The 15,685-nt window shown below is 45.9% G+C and carries 8 protein-coding genes; 5 read left to right on the top strand and 3 right to left on the bottom strand.

Annotated elements, in window-relative coordinates; translation table 11 throughout:
- Positions 1-21: 21 nt before the first annotated feature.
- The 3 genes from gatB to gatC are packed head-to-tail and all read right to left on the bottom strand — an operon-like array spanning position 22 to position 3,235.
- Positions 22-1,467, bottom strand: a complete 1,446-nt coding sequence (gene gatB, locus NYE79_RS08210; protein WP_216728540.1) for an Asp-tRNA(Asn)/Glu-tRNA(Gln) amidotransferase subunit GatB — start codon at positions 1,465-1,467, stop codon at positions 22-24.
- Complete coding sequence (gatA, locus tag NYE79_RS08205) at positions 1,467-2,933, bottom strand: Asp-tRNA(Asn)/Glu-tRNA(Gln) amidotransferase subunit GatA (RefSeq protein WP_181187098.1); 1,467 nt, start codon at positions 2,931-2,933, stop codon at positions 1,467-1,469. Before gatA ends, gatB begins: the two co-directional genes overlap by 1 nt.
- On the bottom strand, positions 2,933-3,235 hold the full coding sequence (gatC, locus tag NYE79_RS08200; RefSeq protein ID WP_000705412.1) for an Asp-tRNA(Asn)/Glu-tRNA(Gln) amidotransferase subunit GatC: 303 nt from the start codon (positions 3,233-3,235) through the stop codon (positions 2,933-2,935). The genes gatA and gatC overlap by 1 nt, the downstream gene beginning before the upstream one ends.
- A gap of 165 nt (positions 3,236-3,400) precedes the next feature.
- Here gatC and NYE79_RS08195 point away from each other — a divergent pair, with 165 nt between their 5' ends.
- From NYE79_RS08195 to NYE79_RS08175, 5 genes are all read left to right on the top strand, one after another.
- Positions 3,401-4,093: a TIGR02206 family membrane protein gene (locus NYE79_RS08195; RefSeq protein WP_216728538.1), complete on the top strand. Its 693-nt coding sequence runs from the start codon at positions 3,401-3,403 to the stop codon at positions 4,091-4,093.
- A gap of 143 nt (positions 4,094-4,236) precedes the next feature.
- Positions 4,237-5,781 (top strand): peptide chain release factor 3, encoded by a 1,545-nt coding sequence (locus NYE79_RS08190; RefSeq protein ID WP_000155103.1) that lies wholly within the window; start codon positions 4,237-4,239, stop codon positions 5,779-5,781.
- Between the two features lie 649 nt (positions 5,782-6,430).
- Positions 6,431-12,991: an accessory Sec-dependent serine-rich glycoprotein adhesin gene (locus NYE79_RS08185; RefSeq protein WP_339293677.1), complete on the top strand. Its 6,561-nt coding sequence runs from the start codon at positions 6,431-6,433 to the stop codon at positions 12,989-12,991.
- Positions 12,992-13,210: 219 nt separating this feature from the next.
- Positions 13,211-14,437, top strand: a complete 1,227-nt coding sequence (locus NYE79_RS08180) for a glycosyltransferase (protein ID WP_278275902.1) — start codon at positions 13,211-13,213, stop codon at positions 14,435-14,437.
- A 15-nt stretch (positions 14,438-14,452) separates the two neighbouring features.
- Complete coding sequence (locus NYE79_RS08175; RefSeq protein WP_278275903.1) at positions 14,453-15,682, top strand: glycosyltransferase; 1,230 nt, start codon at positions 14,453-14,455, stop codon at positions 15,680-15,682.
- The last annotated feature ends 3 nt before the right edge of the window (positions 15,683-15,685 follow it).

The following is a 15,685-nucleotide window of genomic DNA, read 5'->3' as shown; positions in this document are numbered from 1 at the left end:
TACTGGGTGACTAGTAGCGAATTACTCACTTTCTTTCAACTTCGCCAACTCTTGTGCAAGCAGTTTAAGGGCAACTTGTGGGTTGGCTTGGCCTTTAGTTGCCTTCATAAGGAATCCTGTGAAGGCCTTGTCAGCGTTGCGTTTGCCTGATTTGAAGTCGGCAACGGCAGCTTCGTTATCCGCAAAGACTTGGTGGATGATTGGAATCAAAACATCAGGATCTGAGATTTGCACCATACCTGCTTTTTCCACGTATTCACGCGCTCCACCGCCGTTTTTAGCTAGGTGGACAAAGACTTTCTTGGCAATCTTGGAAGAGATAGTACCGTCTTCGATGATGGCAATCATTTCTACCAAGTTTTCTGGTGTTAATTCGATTTGTTCAAGTGTCTTGCCTTCAGCGTTCAAGAACTGAGCAACTTCACCTTGGAGCCAGTTAGAGACTTGTTTGGCATCGCCACCGAGGGCAACAGCTTTCTCAAAGAAGTCAGAAGTGACTTTGTTTGCCGTCAACTGGCTAGCGTCATAGTCTGACAAACCAAGGTCAGATATGTAGCGCGCACGGCGTTCTTTTGGAAATTCTGGCAATTCAGTACGCATTTCCTCAATCCACTCATCTGAGATTTCAAAAAGTGGTAGGTCTGGTTCTGGGAAGTAGCGGTAATCTGCAGCACCTTCTTTGACACGCATGAGGATGGTTGCCTTGTTAGCTTCATCGTAACGGCGTGTTTCTTGGAGAATTTGACCACCTGAACGAAGGATTTCAGCTTGGCGTTGGACTTCGTATTCGAGACCTTTGCGAACATTTGAGAAGGAGTTGAGGTTTTTCAACTCCGTCTTGGTACCGAATTTTTCTTGTCCATAAGGACGAAGGGAGATGTTGGCATCCACACGCATAGAACCTTCTTCCATCTTAACGTCAGAAATACCAGCATACTGGATAACTTCCTTTAGGGCTGTTAGATAAGCATAGGCTTCTTCTGGGGAACGCATGTCCGCTTCAGATACAATCTCAATCAATGGCACCCCTTGGCGGTTGAGGTCAACATAAGAGTAGCCATCTGTACCGTGGGTGTTTTTACCAGCGTCTTCCTCTAGGTGAGCGCGTTCGATACCGATTTTCTTGGTTGTACCGTCTTCTAGCTCGACTTCAATCCAGCCGTTATAACCGATTGGCTCATCAAACTGAGAAATTTGGTAGGCTTTTGGATTATCAGGGTAGAAGTAGTTCTTGCGGTCAAAGTGCATGTGCTTGTGGATGTCCATGTTGAGGGCAAGCGCAGCCTTGATACCGGCATCGACAACCCCTTTATTGAGAACTGGCAGAACTCCTGGGAAAGACCAGTCAATCACGTTAGTGTTGGCATTTTGGTCATTTCCAAAGTGGGCAGATGTAGGCGAGAAGATTTTTGAATTGGTGTTGAGCTCTACGTGGACTTCAAGTCCAATGACTGTTTCAAAGTTCATTAGTTGTCACCTCCAAAAATCACGGGTTGTTGTTTGTGGTAGTCTGTTGTTGCTTCAAAGGCAGCAGCAGCTTGGTAAATGGTTTCCTCAGAGTACTTAGGACCGATCAATTGGAGACCGACTGGTAGACCTTGAGAGAATCCAGCAGGAATTGAAATTCCTGGGAGACCTGCTAAGTTGACTGGGATGGTCAAAAGGTCAGCCAAGTACATGGCAACTGGGTCGTGGTTGAGTGAGTCCAAATCATAGGCAACGCTTGGAGCAGTTGGTCCCAAAATCAAGTCGTAATCCGCAAAGACTTTTTCGAAATCTTGGATGATGAGGGTACGGACCTGACCAGCTTTCTTATAGTAGGCATCATAGTAACCTGATGAAAGGCTGAAAGTACCTAGCATGATACGGCGTTTTACTTCTTCACCGAAACCTTGGCTACGGCTGTTTACATAGATTTCATCAAGATTCGTCGCATCCTCTGCGCGGTAGCCGTAACGGATACCGTCAAAGCGTTGCAAGTTTGAGGAAGCTTCAGATGAAGCGATGATATAGTAAACGGCAACACCGTATTTAGAATGAGGAAGGCTAACTTCTTCGACGATGGCACCAAGTTTTTCAAAGTGTTTGGCCGCGTTCAAGATTGTTTCCTTAACCTCTGGGTCAATCCCTTCACCAAGGTATTCCTTAGGCAAAGCAATTTTCATGCCCTTGATGTCTTGACCGATTTTTGAAGTAAAGTCTGCTACACGAACAGGTGCAGAAGTAGAGTCTTTGGCATCTTCGCTGGCAATCGCATTAAGCAAGAGGGCATTTTCTTTAACAGTTGGCGCAAAAGGTCCAATCTGGTCTAATGAGCTACCGAAGGCAATGAGACCGAAACGAGAAACCGTTCCGTAGGTTGGCTTGAGACCAACGATCCCGTTGAAGGCAGCAGGTTGGCGGATGGAACCACCAGTATCAGAACCAAGTGACAAGCGGACTTGCCCAGAAGCTACAGCTGCGGCAGAACCGCTTGATGAACCACCAGGAACCTTGCTGTGGTCCCAAGCATTTTTAGTGGCACCGTAGTGGGAAGTCTCACCTGATCCACCCATGGCAAACTCGTCCATGTTGGTTTTTCCGACAACGATCATACCCTTAGCTTTGGCATTGGCAACGGCTGTCGCATCAAAGATTGGCTCGTAGTTGTAGAGCATTTTTGAGGCAGCAGTTGTGAGGATGCCGTCAGTAGAAATATTATCCTTAACAGCCAGTGGAATTCCTGAAAGGACATTATCCGCGTCAATTCCAGCTTCATCAATGGCTTTAGCTTGAGCAAGGGCTTGCTCTTCAGCGATGGTGACAAAAGCGTTGATAGCTGTCTCGCGAGACTTGATATCTTCAAGCGTTGCTTGGGTCAATTCAGTTGCTGAAATCTCCTTAGAGACAAGGAGGTTGTGCAAGTCTTCAATCGTTTTGTTATTAAAAGTCATTAGGCATCTCCTCCATCGTCTAGGATAGCTGGTACCTTGATATAGTAGTTTTCTTTTTCAGGTACGTTTTTAAACAGGCGGTCACGGTCCGTTCCCTCTTCGGCCACATCAGGGCGGAGTACGGTCTTGCGGTCTGCCATGGTCGTAGTAGGTGCGACACCAGTTGTGTCGACTTCGCCTAGCAATTCAACCATATCTACAATCTTAGACAAGGTTGTCGCAAAGGCAGCAGTTTCTTCTTCAGAGAATTTTAATTTTGAAAGATTGGCAACGTGTGTTACCTCTTCTTGCGTAATTTTCATCTTGCATCCTTTCGTGAAATGATGATTTTTAGTCTGTTCTATTTTACCATATTTTCCTATAAATAAGGGAGCCAAACTGAAAAGAAATAGAAATTGAAAAATCGCTTTTAATTCGCTATAATGGTTAAACTAGAGAATAGAAAAAATAAGAGTTAGGATAGAAATATGTTCCATCAATTTATCACCAGATCTCAAACGGTTCCTCCTCCCATTTCGCTCTTTTGGTATGGGATTATGATGATCCTATTAGTGCTTTGTATTTATGGAGCACTTGCTTATCACAATAATCCGAAATTTGTCCGCTTGTTTAAGGGGATTCAGATCCTCCAGTTACTAGCCCTATATAGCTGGTATGTTGTCTTTGGGATTCCATTTTCTAATAGCCTTCCATTTTATCATTGCCGTTTGGCTATGTTTGCGGTGATTCTCTTGCCCGATAAATGGCGGAGCAAGCAATATTTTGCTCTCTTAGGAGCAAGTGGAGCGGTATTTGCTTTGGTTTACCCGGTTTTTGACCCCTATGATTTCCCCCATATTACCAGTTTTTCATTTTTGATTGGGCACTATGCCCTTCTAGTGAATTCCTTGATTTACTTGATGAATCACTATGACAAGAGTCTGCTCAAGAAATATATGATTGTAGCCTATACCTTTATTCTCAATCTCTTTCTAGTTGGGGTTAATCAGGTGACGGGTGGAAATTACGGTCTCTTAAGAGATACACCATTTATCTCGAATGCTCCTCTATGGATAAAGTACCTTCTTGTGTCCGTCATCCTCTCACTGGCTCTGGTTCTTTTTGATATCTTGTTCAAAAAACGGTGGAAAAAGAGAAATCAAGCACAATCTGTACTCTAGCTTGTCTTTTCATCGGATGAGCAATTGAAAAACTCCCCAAAATCCGCTATAATGGAGAGTTGAAAGGAATAGTAAAATCCAATGTAGAGATCATTCTTAGCTACTGAAACAACTAAAAATAGAAAATCAAAGAAAGAGAACTTATGACTATTCAAGAAGAAATCAAGAAACGCCGTACCTTTGCCATCATCTCCCACCCGGATGCCGGGAAAACAACTATTACTGAGCAGTTGCTCTATTTTGGAGGCGAGATTCGTGAGGCTGGTACGGTTAAAGGAAAGAAAACAGGGACTTTTGCCAAGTCTGACTGGATGGATATTGAGAAACAACGTGGGATTTCGGTCACTTCATCTGTTATGCAGTTTGACTACGATGGCAAGCGCGTCAATATCCTAGACACACCAGGGCACGAGGACTTCTCAGAAGATACCTATCGTACTTTGATGGCGGTGGATGCTGCGGTCATGGTCGTGGACTCTGCCAAGGGTATCGAGGCCCAAACCAAGAAATTGTTTGAGGTTGTGAAGCACCGTGGCATTCCAGTCTTTACCTTTATGAACAAGCTGGACCGTGATGGTCGTGAGCCACTGGACCTCTTGCAAGAATTGGAAGAAGTCCTAGGTATTGCGAGCTATCCTATGAACTGGCCAATCGGGATGGGGAAAGCCTTCGAAGGCTTGTATGACCTCTATAACCAACGCTTGGAACTCTATAAAGGAGATGAGCGTTTTGCCAGTCTGGAAGAAGGGGACAAGCTCTTTGGAAGTAATCCTTTCTACGCTCAGGTTAAGGACGATATCGAACTCCTTCAAGAAGCAGGAAATGAATTTTCAGAAGAAGCTATTCTTGCAGGAGAACTGACGCCAGTCTTCTTTGGTTCAGCCCTCACTAACTTTGGAGTGCAGACCTTCCTTGAGACCTTCCTTAAGTTTGCTCCAGAACCACATGGACACAAGAAAACAGATGGCGAAATTGTGGATCCTTATGACAAGGATTTCTCAGGATTTGTCTTTAAAATCCAAGCTAATATGGATCCTCGTCACCGTGACCGTATCGCCTTTGTCCGTATCGTATCGGGTGAATTTGAGCGAGGTATGAGTGTCAATCTGCCTCGTACTGGTAAGGGTGCCAAACTATCGAATGTGACTCAGTTTATGGCGGAAAGTCGTGAAAATGTGACCAATGCTGTTGCAGGTGATATCATCGGGGTTTATGATACGGGGACTTATCAGGTTGGAGACACCTTGACGGTTGGAAAAAACAAGTTTGAATTTGAACCACTGCCAACCTTTACACCTGAGATTTTCATGAAAGTTTCTGCTAAGAATGTCATGAAACAAAAATCCTTCCACAAGGGGATTGAACAATTGGTGCAAGAAGGAGCCATTCAGCTTTACAAGAATTACCAAACAGGCGAGTACATGCTAGGCGCTGTGGGACAACTCCAATTTGAAGTCTTTAAGCACCGTATGGAAGGCGAGTACAATGCAGAAGTAGTCATGAGCCCAATGGGTAAAAAGACCGTTCGTTGGATCAAGCCTGAGGACTTGGACGAGCGCATGTCCTCAAGCCGCAATATCTTGGCCAAAGACCGTTTTGACCAACCAGTCTTCCTCTTTGAAAATGACTTTGCCCTCCGCTGGTTTGCGGACAAGTATCCAGACGTAGAGTTGGAGGAAAAGATGTAAATCGTTACAAATGACTAGCAACATAAAGTTGCTGTCATTTGACGGTAATCGCCATGGCGGCTTACCTAAACGCTTCACTAGGAAAAATCCACGAATATTATCGATTCGTGGATTTTTCCGTCGTAACCACGTTTTACAAATGAAATCGATTTGTAAAACTCAGTGTCGTAGATTACGGCTATTAATTAGTATGGCATTTTGCTTAAATGCGACGTAAGAAAAGTCCTCGAATGTTTTTGATTCGTGGATTTTTTTGTTGGAAAGGATAGAAAGTTACCTCGGCTACCGGTCTCATTAGTTCATTTGTGAAACTACCTTTAAATACTCTACTCCTAAAAGTCTGTGGCTGCTATTGATTCATGGACTTTTTCTATATTTTGAATAAAAATCAATTCCCTGAGTGATTGGAATTAGTTACTCAATTTTTTAAGCATTTAGAAAAGGTTATAAAGTAAACAAAATATATTAACAGAGCAAAAAATGAAGATTATATTGAAAAAACAGAATAGTTTTGAAATAAAGTTATTTTTGAAATCATTTTCTTTCTTCAGAGTAAGTTATAGATATTGAATTGTAGGTATATTTGGTATATAATAAGGAGATAGTTTTTATAGGTGAATAAATTCTTTTTCATATAGAGGGAAGTAACATGTTTTTTAGACGCCAGAAGGGTGAATATAGAGAAACAGACCGTGTAACTCGGTTCAAATTAATCAAATCAGGGAAGCATTGGCTACGGGCCTCGACTTCCCTTTTTGGCTTATTTAAGGTGATGCGTGGAAGTGCGGATACGAGCCAAGTAAAGACTGAAATGGTCGAAAAGCAAGAAGGGCAGAAGTTGACCGGCTTGGATGTCTTGAAAGGGATAGCAGCTACGGGGACGATCTTAGGTGGTTTTGCTGCGACGCAAACGCGTGTTTATGCCAATGATGCAGTCGCTGTTGAAAAGACTGTCGAATCAAAAGATACCCTGGCGACGAGAGATTCAGTAGTGCTGGGGACGACTCGGGATCATCAAGATACTGCTAGCTTGTCTTTGTCTACCAGTCAAAGCCAGTCATTGTCAGAATTCAATTCGCAGAGCTCCAGTCAATCTGCCTCTACGAGCCAGTCTATCAGTGCCTCAAACTCTTCTAGCGTGAGCCAGTCGATGAGCCAATCTGCTTCTACTAGTCAATCCTTGGCAAACAGTCAAAGTGTAACTGCTAGTTCTAGTGAATCCCTTGGAACACGAAATCAAGCGAATAGTGTTCTGTCAGAGAGAGCTTCGGTTGGTGTTCAAAGTAACTACCAAGCAAATGAGTCAGCTCGGGAGTCGGTGAAAGAATCTCATTCTTCAAAAGAACTAAAAGCAGTTGATTTTTCTACAGAATCCTTGCCTCAAAGTGAGTCTGGTCTTGTAAAGAATGAAGATGTGACGGCTGAATCAGGTCTGACTATGACTTCCGTTGCCATGACGGAAAAACAAAATGAAGAAAAACGGAAGAAATTAGAGTCCTTATCAGCCGAGATTGGGCAATTTCTAGTTCAAGCGCAGGGACTTCCAAACTCGGATGAGGCAATTGCCAAGGCTAGTCTTGTCAACAATGAGATTGAAAAGTCCTTGAAAGGGGAGCTTTCTGATTTTACTTCTATTTTGAATAAGGCTACAGAAGCTCGAAATAGCATTGCAAATGCTGTGTTACGTGCCAACTCTGGACTTCGTGACAGCAGAAATGGACAAGCTTTGACCCAAGCTTCAAATACCGCTAGCTTCAGAGCTGCTAGGGATACTGAGAAGCCAGAACTTCAGAAAATAACCGTTACAGGTGGCGCAGTTCTAGAAGGGCAAAAATTTATAATTTATCGAGAAGAAAATTTTTCTGGGACCATTGAGTTTACTGATAACAGTGGTCGAATTGAACATGCAAAATTTGTTCCTACTGCTGTTCCCGCGGCCTATCCGGCTACTTCAACTGTTGTCTCATTCACTACGAGTAATGGTCAAAGTATCAGCATGATTGTTCCGACAAATAAACTAGCCAAAGATGGAAATGCTACAGCATCAAATCCTTTCACCGTTTCAATCACGGGTTCTGTTGGAAAAAATCAAGCAGTAAATAGTTTGTGGACCCGTTATGTTTTCACCTATGATCAGGAAGGTAATTTTAGCGGAAATACTACTGACGTAGGTCTTGTAAAAGATTTAACAGCCAACCCTGCCGCAATTCAATTTGAAGTCCATGCTCAGTCTGAAAAGTACGAACCAGCTATCAATGCTGAGGTGAATCGAAACTTTACTCTAACGGCCAATTCAGGGACTGTTTCTGTTGGTGAAGCCAGTCAGTACATCACGAATGCTACAGGGACACCAGAATTACCTACTACAGGAATTACTAAGGGAACTAGAACAACCTATACTTGGAAATCTGGAACCAATACGAATTTGTCTGCTGGTCGGCATACTTTGACAGCGGTGGTAACTTATCCAGATGGAAGTACGGATGAAATTGACGTGAGCTTTACTGTGCGCCCTCAGACGCCAAGGATAGAGAATCAATATCTTAACGAAAAAGGTGGTCTCACAAATCAAGCGATTACGGTAGATGGAGTGACTCCAGGTGGGACTGTTACTCTTACAATTGCAGGGGAAACATTCACCAAACAAGCAACGGGGAGTTCTACCAGTGTAACCTTTACTGCAACTGACTTGAAGAAAGTATATGATCGCAATGGAGGACGACTTCCAAGTGGACCAGTGACTGCAAGTACGACTGTGGATGGTTTGGTTTCAGATACATTTAATGGGCAAATCACGCCAAATCAAGCGTCAATTTCAGTAAGTAATAGCCAGTCTGCTTCAGCGAGTTCGAGCCAATCAGCATCAGTAAGTTCGAGCCAGTCAGCTTCGGTAAGTGCTAGCCAATCAGCATCAGTAAGTTCAAGTCAATCAGCATCAGTAAGTTCGAGCCAATCAGCGTCCGTAAGCTCCAGCCAATCTGCGTCAGCCAGCGCTAGCCAGTCAGCTTCAGCTAGCTCGAGCCAATCTGCATCAGTAAGCTCAAGCCAGTCAGCATCAGTAAGTTCGAGTCAGTCCGCATCAGTAAGCTCCAGCCAATCTGCTTCAGTAAGCTCGAGTCAATCCGCATCGGCAAGTTCGAGTCAATCCGCTTCAGTGAGTGCGAGCCAGTCAGCCTCAGTGAGTGCTAGTCAATCTGCGTCTGTAAGTTCAAGCCAGTCGGCTTCTGCAAGTTCGAGTCAATCCGCCTCAGCGAGCTCCAGCGAATCGGCTTCAGTAAGTGCCAGCCAGTCTGCGTCCGTAAGCTCAAGCCAGTCTGCCTCAGTAAGTTCAAGCGAATCAGCATCAGTAAGTTCGAGTCAATCGGCTTCAGCGAGTGCTAGCCAATCCGCATCATTGAGTGCAAGTGAGTCAGCCTCAGTAAGTGCTAGTCAGTCCGCTTCAGTAAGCTCGAGCCAATCTGCATCTGCAAGTTCGAGTCAATCAGCCTCAGTAAGCGCCAGCGAATCCGCTTCAGTAAGTGCTAGTCAATCTGTTTCAGTAAGTTCGAGCCAATCAGCATCTGTAAGTTCGAGCCAGTCCGCTTCATTGAGTGCGAGTCGATCAGCTTCAGTGAGTGCCAGTCAATCAGCGTCTGCAAGTGCCAGTCAATCCGCTTCAGCGAGCGCTAGTCAATCTGCGTCGGCAAGTTCGAGTCAGTCAGCGTCAGTGAGTGCAAGTCAGTCAGCTTCAGTAAGCTCCAGTGAATCTGCATCGGTTAGCTCAAGTCAGTCAGCTTCAGCGAGCGCAAGTCAATCAGCCTCAGTAAGTTCAAGCGAATCAGCCTCAGCGAGCGCTAGTCAGTCTGCATCAGTAAGTGCCAGTCAATCCGCATCCGTAAGCTCAAGTCAATCAGCGTCCGTAAGCTCGAGCCAGTCAGCTTCAGTGAGTGCGAGCCAATCCGCTTCAGCAAGTGCCAGCCAATCAGCATCTGTAAGCTCCAGCCAATCAGCTTCAGCGAGTTCGAGCCAGTCCGCGTCAGCGAGCTCCAGCCAATCTGCCTCAGCAAGCTCCAGCCAGTCAGCCTCAGTCAGCTCGAGCCAATCCGTATCAGTAAGCGCAAGTCAGTCCGCATCAGCCAGCGCTAGCCAGTCTGCCTCAGTCAGCTCGAGTCAATCCGCTTCAGTAAGCTCTAGTCAATCTGCGTCGGCAAGTTCGAGCCAATCCGCTTCAGCGAGCGCAAGTCAATCCGCCTCAGTAAGTTCAAGCGAATCCGCCTCAGCGAGCGCAAGTCAATCCGCTTCAGCGAGCGCAAGTCAATCAGCATCAGTGAGCGCAAGTCAGTCTGCGTCCGTAAGCTCAAGCCAATCTGTCTCAGTAAGCTCGAGTCAATCCGCCTCAGTAAGTTCAAGCCAATCTGCTTCAGTTAGCGCTAGCCAGTCAGCCTCAGTCAGCTCGAGTCAATCCGCATCAGTAAGCGCAAGTGAGTCAGCCTCAGTAAGCTCCAGTGAATCCGCTTCAGTCAGCTCGAGCCAATCTGCATCATTGAGTGCTAGTCAATCGGCTTCAGCCAGCGCAAGCCAGTTTGCATCAGTCAGCGTTAGCCAATCAGCATCGGTCAGCTCAAGCCAATCCGCCTCAGTGAGCGCTAGCCAATCAGCGTCAGTGAGCGCTAGCCAATCAGCATCGGTCAGCTCAAGCCAATCCGCCTCAGTGAGCGCTAGCCAATCAGCGTCAGCGAGTGCCAGCCAGTCAGCTTCAGTAAGCTCCAGCCAATCTGCTTCAGCGAGCTCGAGCCAGTCTGCATCAATAAGCACAAGTGAATCTGCTTCAGCGAGCGCAAGTGAGTCAGCATCTGCAAGTTCGAGTCAATCTGCCTCATTGAGTGCTAGTCAATCTGCCTCAGTAAGTTCAAGCCAGTCAGCATCTGCAAGTTCGAGTCAATCCGCCTCAGCTAGCTCCAGCGAATCGGCATCAGCCAGTGCGAGTCGATCAGCCTCAGTCAGCGCAAGTGAGTCAGTTTCCGTAAGTGCTAGTCAATCGGCATCAGCCAGCGCAAGTGAGTCAGCATCTGCAAGTGCCAGCCAATCAGCATCTGCAAGCTCCAGCCAGTCAGCTTCGGTAAGCTCAAGCCAATCCGCTTCAGTAAGCTCAAGCCAGTCAGCATCTGCAAGTGCAAGTGAATCCGCTTCGGCAAGTTCGAGTCAATCTGCTTCGGTAAGCACAAGCGAATCCGCTTCAGTGAGTGCGAGCCAGTCAGCCTCAATAAGCGTTAGTCAATCCGCTTCAGTGAGTGCTAGCCAATCCGCTTCAGTCAGCTCGAGCCAATCTGCGTCTGCAAGTTCGAGTCAGTCCACTTCAGCGAGCGTTAGTCAGTCAGCATCAGTAAGCTCGAGTCAATCAGCGTCTGTAAGCTCAAGTCAGTCTGCTTCGGCAAGTTCGAGTCAATCTGCTTCGGTAAGCACAAGCGAATCCGCTTCAGTGAGTGCGAGCCAGTCAGCCTCAATAAGCGTTAGTCAATCTGTTTCAGTAAGCTCCAGCCAATCCGCTTCATTGAGTGCCAGTCAATCAGCGTCAGTGAGCTCTAGTCAATCCGCATCAGCGAGCGCTAGCCAATCTGCTTCAGTAAGTTCGAGCCAATCCGCATCATTGAGTGCAAGTGAGTCAGCATCAGCGAGCGCCAGCCAGTCAGCCTCAGCCAGCGCGAGCCAATCAGCATCTGCAAGTGCGAGCCAGTCTGCTTCGGTAAGTTCGAGTCAGTCAGCCTCAGCCAGCGCAAGTCAATCCGCCTCAGTAAGTTCAAGCGAGTCAGCCTCAGCGAGCGCTAGCCAATCAGCCTCAGTGAGTGCCAGTCAGTCTGCATCTGCAAGTTCGAGTCAGTCAGCTTCAGTCAGCGCTAGTCAGTCAGCTTCAGTCAGCGCTAGTCAATCCGCCTCAGTAAGTTCAAGCCAATCTGCTTCAGTTAGTGCTAGCCAGTCCGCCTCAGTAAGCGCAAGTCAATCAGCCTCAGTAAGTTCAAGCGAATCAGCCTCAGCGAGCGCAAGCCAATCCGCTTCAGCGAGCTCAAGTCAATCCGCCTCAGTGAGCGCAAGTCAGTCTGCCTCAGTAAGCTCGAGTCAATCTGCATCATTGAGTGCAAGTGAATCTGCATCAGCGAGCTCGAGTCAATCAGCGTCAGTGAGCTCGAGCCAGTCAGCGTCTGTAAGCTCCAGTCAATCGGCTTCATTGAGTGCAAGTCAATCGGCATCTGTAAGCACAAGTCAGTCTGCATCGATCAGCTTCAGCCAGTCTGCCTCAGCGAGCTCGAGCCAGTCTGCTTCGGTGAGTGCCAGTCAATCAGCTTCATTGAGCTCGAGCCAGTCAGCCTCAGCAAGTTCGAGTGAGTCAGCCTCAGTAAGCTCCAGTCAGTCAGCGTCTGCAAGTTCAAGTCAATCGGCTTCATTGAGTGCAAGCCAATCCGCTTCAGCCAGCGCGAGCCAGTCTGCCTCAGTCAGCGCGAGCCAGTCTGCCTCAGTCAGCGCGAGCCAGTCAGCTTCAGTAAGTTCGAGTGAATCTGCATCTGTAAGCTCAAGTCAATCGGCATCAGTAAGCTCAAGCGAATCGGCTTCATTGAGTGCTAGTCAGTCTGCATCAGCGAGCGCAAGTGAGTCAGCCTCAGTAAGCTCGAGCCAATCAGCGTCTGTAAGCACCAGTGAATCTGCTTCAGTCAGCGCAAGTGAGTCAGCCTCAGTCAGCACAAGTGAGTCTGTATCGGCAAGTTCGAGTCAATCCGCTTCAACAAGTACTTCAACTTCTGCAAGTATGCTAGCAGCCGAGTTAGCATTGGAAAGTGCTTCAATCTCAGCAAGTACATCAGTGAGCGAATCTATTTCAACGAGCGCATCACTCTCAGCTAGCATGTTAGCCAGTGAATCGACTCTAGAAAGTGCTTCGATTTCAGCAAGTATATCAGTGAGCGAGTCAATGTCGATTAGTACTAGTCTCTCGGCTTCAGATTCTATTAGTGGATCTGCGTCAGCAAGTGCTCTGGTATCTACTTCAACAAGCATTTCTCTCTCAATGGCCAGCATTGCAAGCCAAGGTCAATCCGCTTCAAGCAAGCCGAAACAAGCCTTGCCAAATACAGGAGCGTCGACTTCGGTAGCATCTGCTTTGTTGGGAGCATTGGCAGCTGTGACAGGTATCGGTCTTCTTGCCAAGAAGAGTCAGAATGACGATCAAGAAAGTCGTTGATAAGATATAAAAATCAATGAATAAATAGTAAAATGGAAAACCTTTGAAAACATGATTTTTCAAAGGTTTTTTCTATATGTGAGAAGGGGAAAATCCTCTTTTGAGTTTGAAATAAACTAGGGGAAAAGGTATAATAGGAAGGTGAGATAATCATCGAAAAAATCAGAACTATAGTAGTAGAAAAGTAGCCAAAAGAATGTGAAAAGAAAAGGGGACGAAATGAAAAAAGAGCTTCAAAAAGCCATTGTACTCGGTGGTGATAATGCTTATATGGACAAGATTGAGACAACAATCAAGTCAATCTGCGCCCATAACCGAGCAGTGACTTTTTATGTTTTCAATGATGATTTGCCATCTGAATGGTTTCAGCTCATGGAGAGACGTCTAGAGCCTCTAGCCTCAAAAATCGTCAATGTCAAGATTAGTCATCATGGCTTAAAAGAGTATCATCTTCCCTTGTCTCATCTAAGTTACGCGGCTTACTTTCGCTATTTTATTCCTCAGTATGTCAGCGAAGACCTAGCCTTGTACCTGGATTCGGATATCATCGTTAGATCAAACTTAGATCAACTCTTTTTAGAAGATATGGCGGACTGGCCAGTAGCTGCTGTCGCAGATGCTCTAGTTCCTAGCACTTTTAATTCTGGAGTCATGCTAATCAATGTCGCTCTCTGGCGTCAAGAAAAGGTGACGGAGCACTTGCTGAGCTTGACAGACCAACTGCATGACCAAGTTTTTGGCGATCAGGGCGTGTTAAATCACCTGTTTGAAGGTCGTTGGAAACCGCTGCCAGCTACCTATAATTTTATGGTTGGTATGGATACGGTGGCCCGAAATTACCAGATGGATTCTTGGTATAGGGATTCTCTTGCTGTTGAGAAGACAGCCCAGATTATCCATTATACAGGGGACAAGCCTTGGTACCAAATCAACCTCAATCGTTTCAGGGCGGACTGGTGGTTTTACTACGGACTAGAGTGGTCTGATATCGTCATGAAAAAATGTGATTTCCATAAAGGATTGGCATCTTTAGTTCAGGCTCCCCAGTATGCGACCGCTATTTTTACCAATACGTGTCATATAGAGAGAATCGAACACCTGATCCAAGAACTGCCAGATGTAGAGTTCTCTATCCTAGCTCATACCAATTTTGCGCCGGAAATCATGAATTTGCAATCACATCTGAATGTACGCCTCTATCCTTACTTTAATCCCATGAATGTCAGAAAAATCTTGGAAAAGATTGACTTTTACTTGGATATCAATCATGAGGATGAAATTGCAAACATTATCCAAGAGGTGCAGCAAAGAGAAATCCCTATATTTGCTTTTGAGACCACTAGTCATGACTCGAGTGGTTACAGTCATGTCTACTCACCGGCGGCCGTAGATCAAATGATCGAGTCTATCCGCACGCTTTTGGAATCACAGAAGCAGTCGTTGTAAACTGAAGGAAACTAAATGAAAAAAACAATTGTTCTCGCAGGAGATTATGCCTATATCCGCCAGATTGAAACAGCGCTCAAGTCTCTCTGCTATCATAATAGTCATGTCAAGGTCTATATCTTTAACCAGGATATTCCCCAGGAGTGGTTCCGTGCTCTCAGACCGATAGTAGAGCAAATGGGCGGTAAGTTAGTGGATGTCAAGATGCTTGGCGCCCAGTTTCAGATGAACTGGAGTAACAAATTGCCCCATATCAATCACATGACCTTTGCCCGTTATTTTATCCCTGATTTTGTCGAAGAGGATAAGGTTCTATACTTGGACAGTGATTTGGTTGTGACGGCTGATCTGACGGCTCTCTTTGAAATGGACTTGGGAGAAAACTACCTGGCTGCTGCGCCATCTTGTTTTGGAGTTGGGGTTGGCTTTAATGCAGGTGTTCTCTTGATAAACAACAAAAAGTGGCGGTCAGAAGCTGTAAGAAAAAAACTTGTTGAGCTGACGGAACGGGAACACCAACATGTGAGTGAGGGAGACCAGTCCATCCTCAATATGCTCTTTCATGACAGCTATGCTTCTCTGGATCAAAACTATAATTTCCAGATTGGTTTTGACAGTGGGGCTGCCTCACATGGACATGAATTTATCTTCCAGATTCCTTTGGAGCCTCTGCCAGCCATCTTGCATTTCCTCTCTCAGGACAAACCTTGGAATACTCATTCGGTTGGGCGTTTGCGTGAGGTTTGGTGGCACTATCATCTGATGGAGTGGTCTGCTATTACTGAAAAATGGCGTCAGGCCGGAATTGACTATCCAGTCACAGTCTATCAGCCAGTTATGACTTGTGTTAATTTGACCAATTCTTGGCATCTTGAGAAAATCGACTATCTGGTTCAAGCCTTGCCAGAGGTGCATTTCTACATCGCAGCCTATACGACGATGGCACCTGAACTCATGCTCTTGTCACGTTTTGAAAATGTGACCCTCTATCCCAACACCTTCCCCCTCTTGGTCGAGAAACTGATCCAGCAGACAGATGTCTACCTAGATATTAACCACGATAACAAGTTGAGTGTTGTTTATGACTATGTTTCACGCTTTGAGAAACCGATCTTGACTTTTGACAATACCCAGTCGCGAGAACTACCTGAAAGTGCCTATGCGGGTATTTTCTCAGCAGAAAGACCGGAAGAAATGGTAGCAGCTCTGACAGCTTATCTGGACGAGAAAGCTCACGAAAACTGAGAT

The sequence above is a fragment of the Streptococcus sp. FSL W8-0197 genome, assembly GCF_037963785.1.
Classification (GTDB): Bacteria; Bacillota; Bacilli; order Lactobacillales; family Streptococcaceae; genus Streptococcus; species Streptococcus oralis_CQ.
Note: the sequence above shows the minus strand (reverse complement) of the source record. Positions and strands in the feature narration are given on the sequence as shown.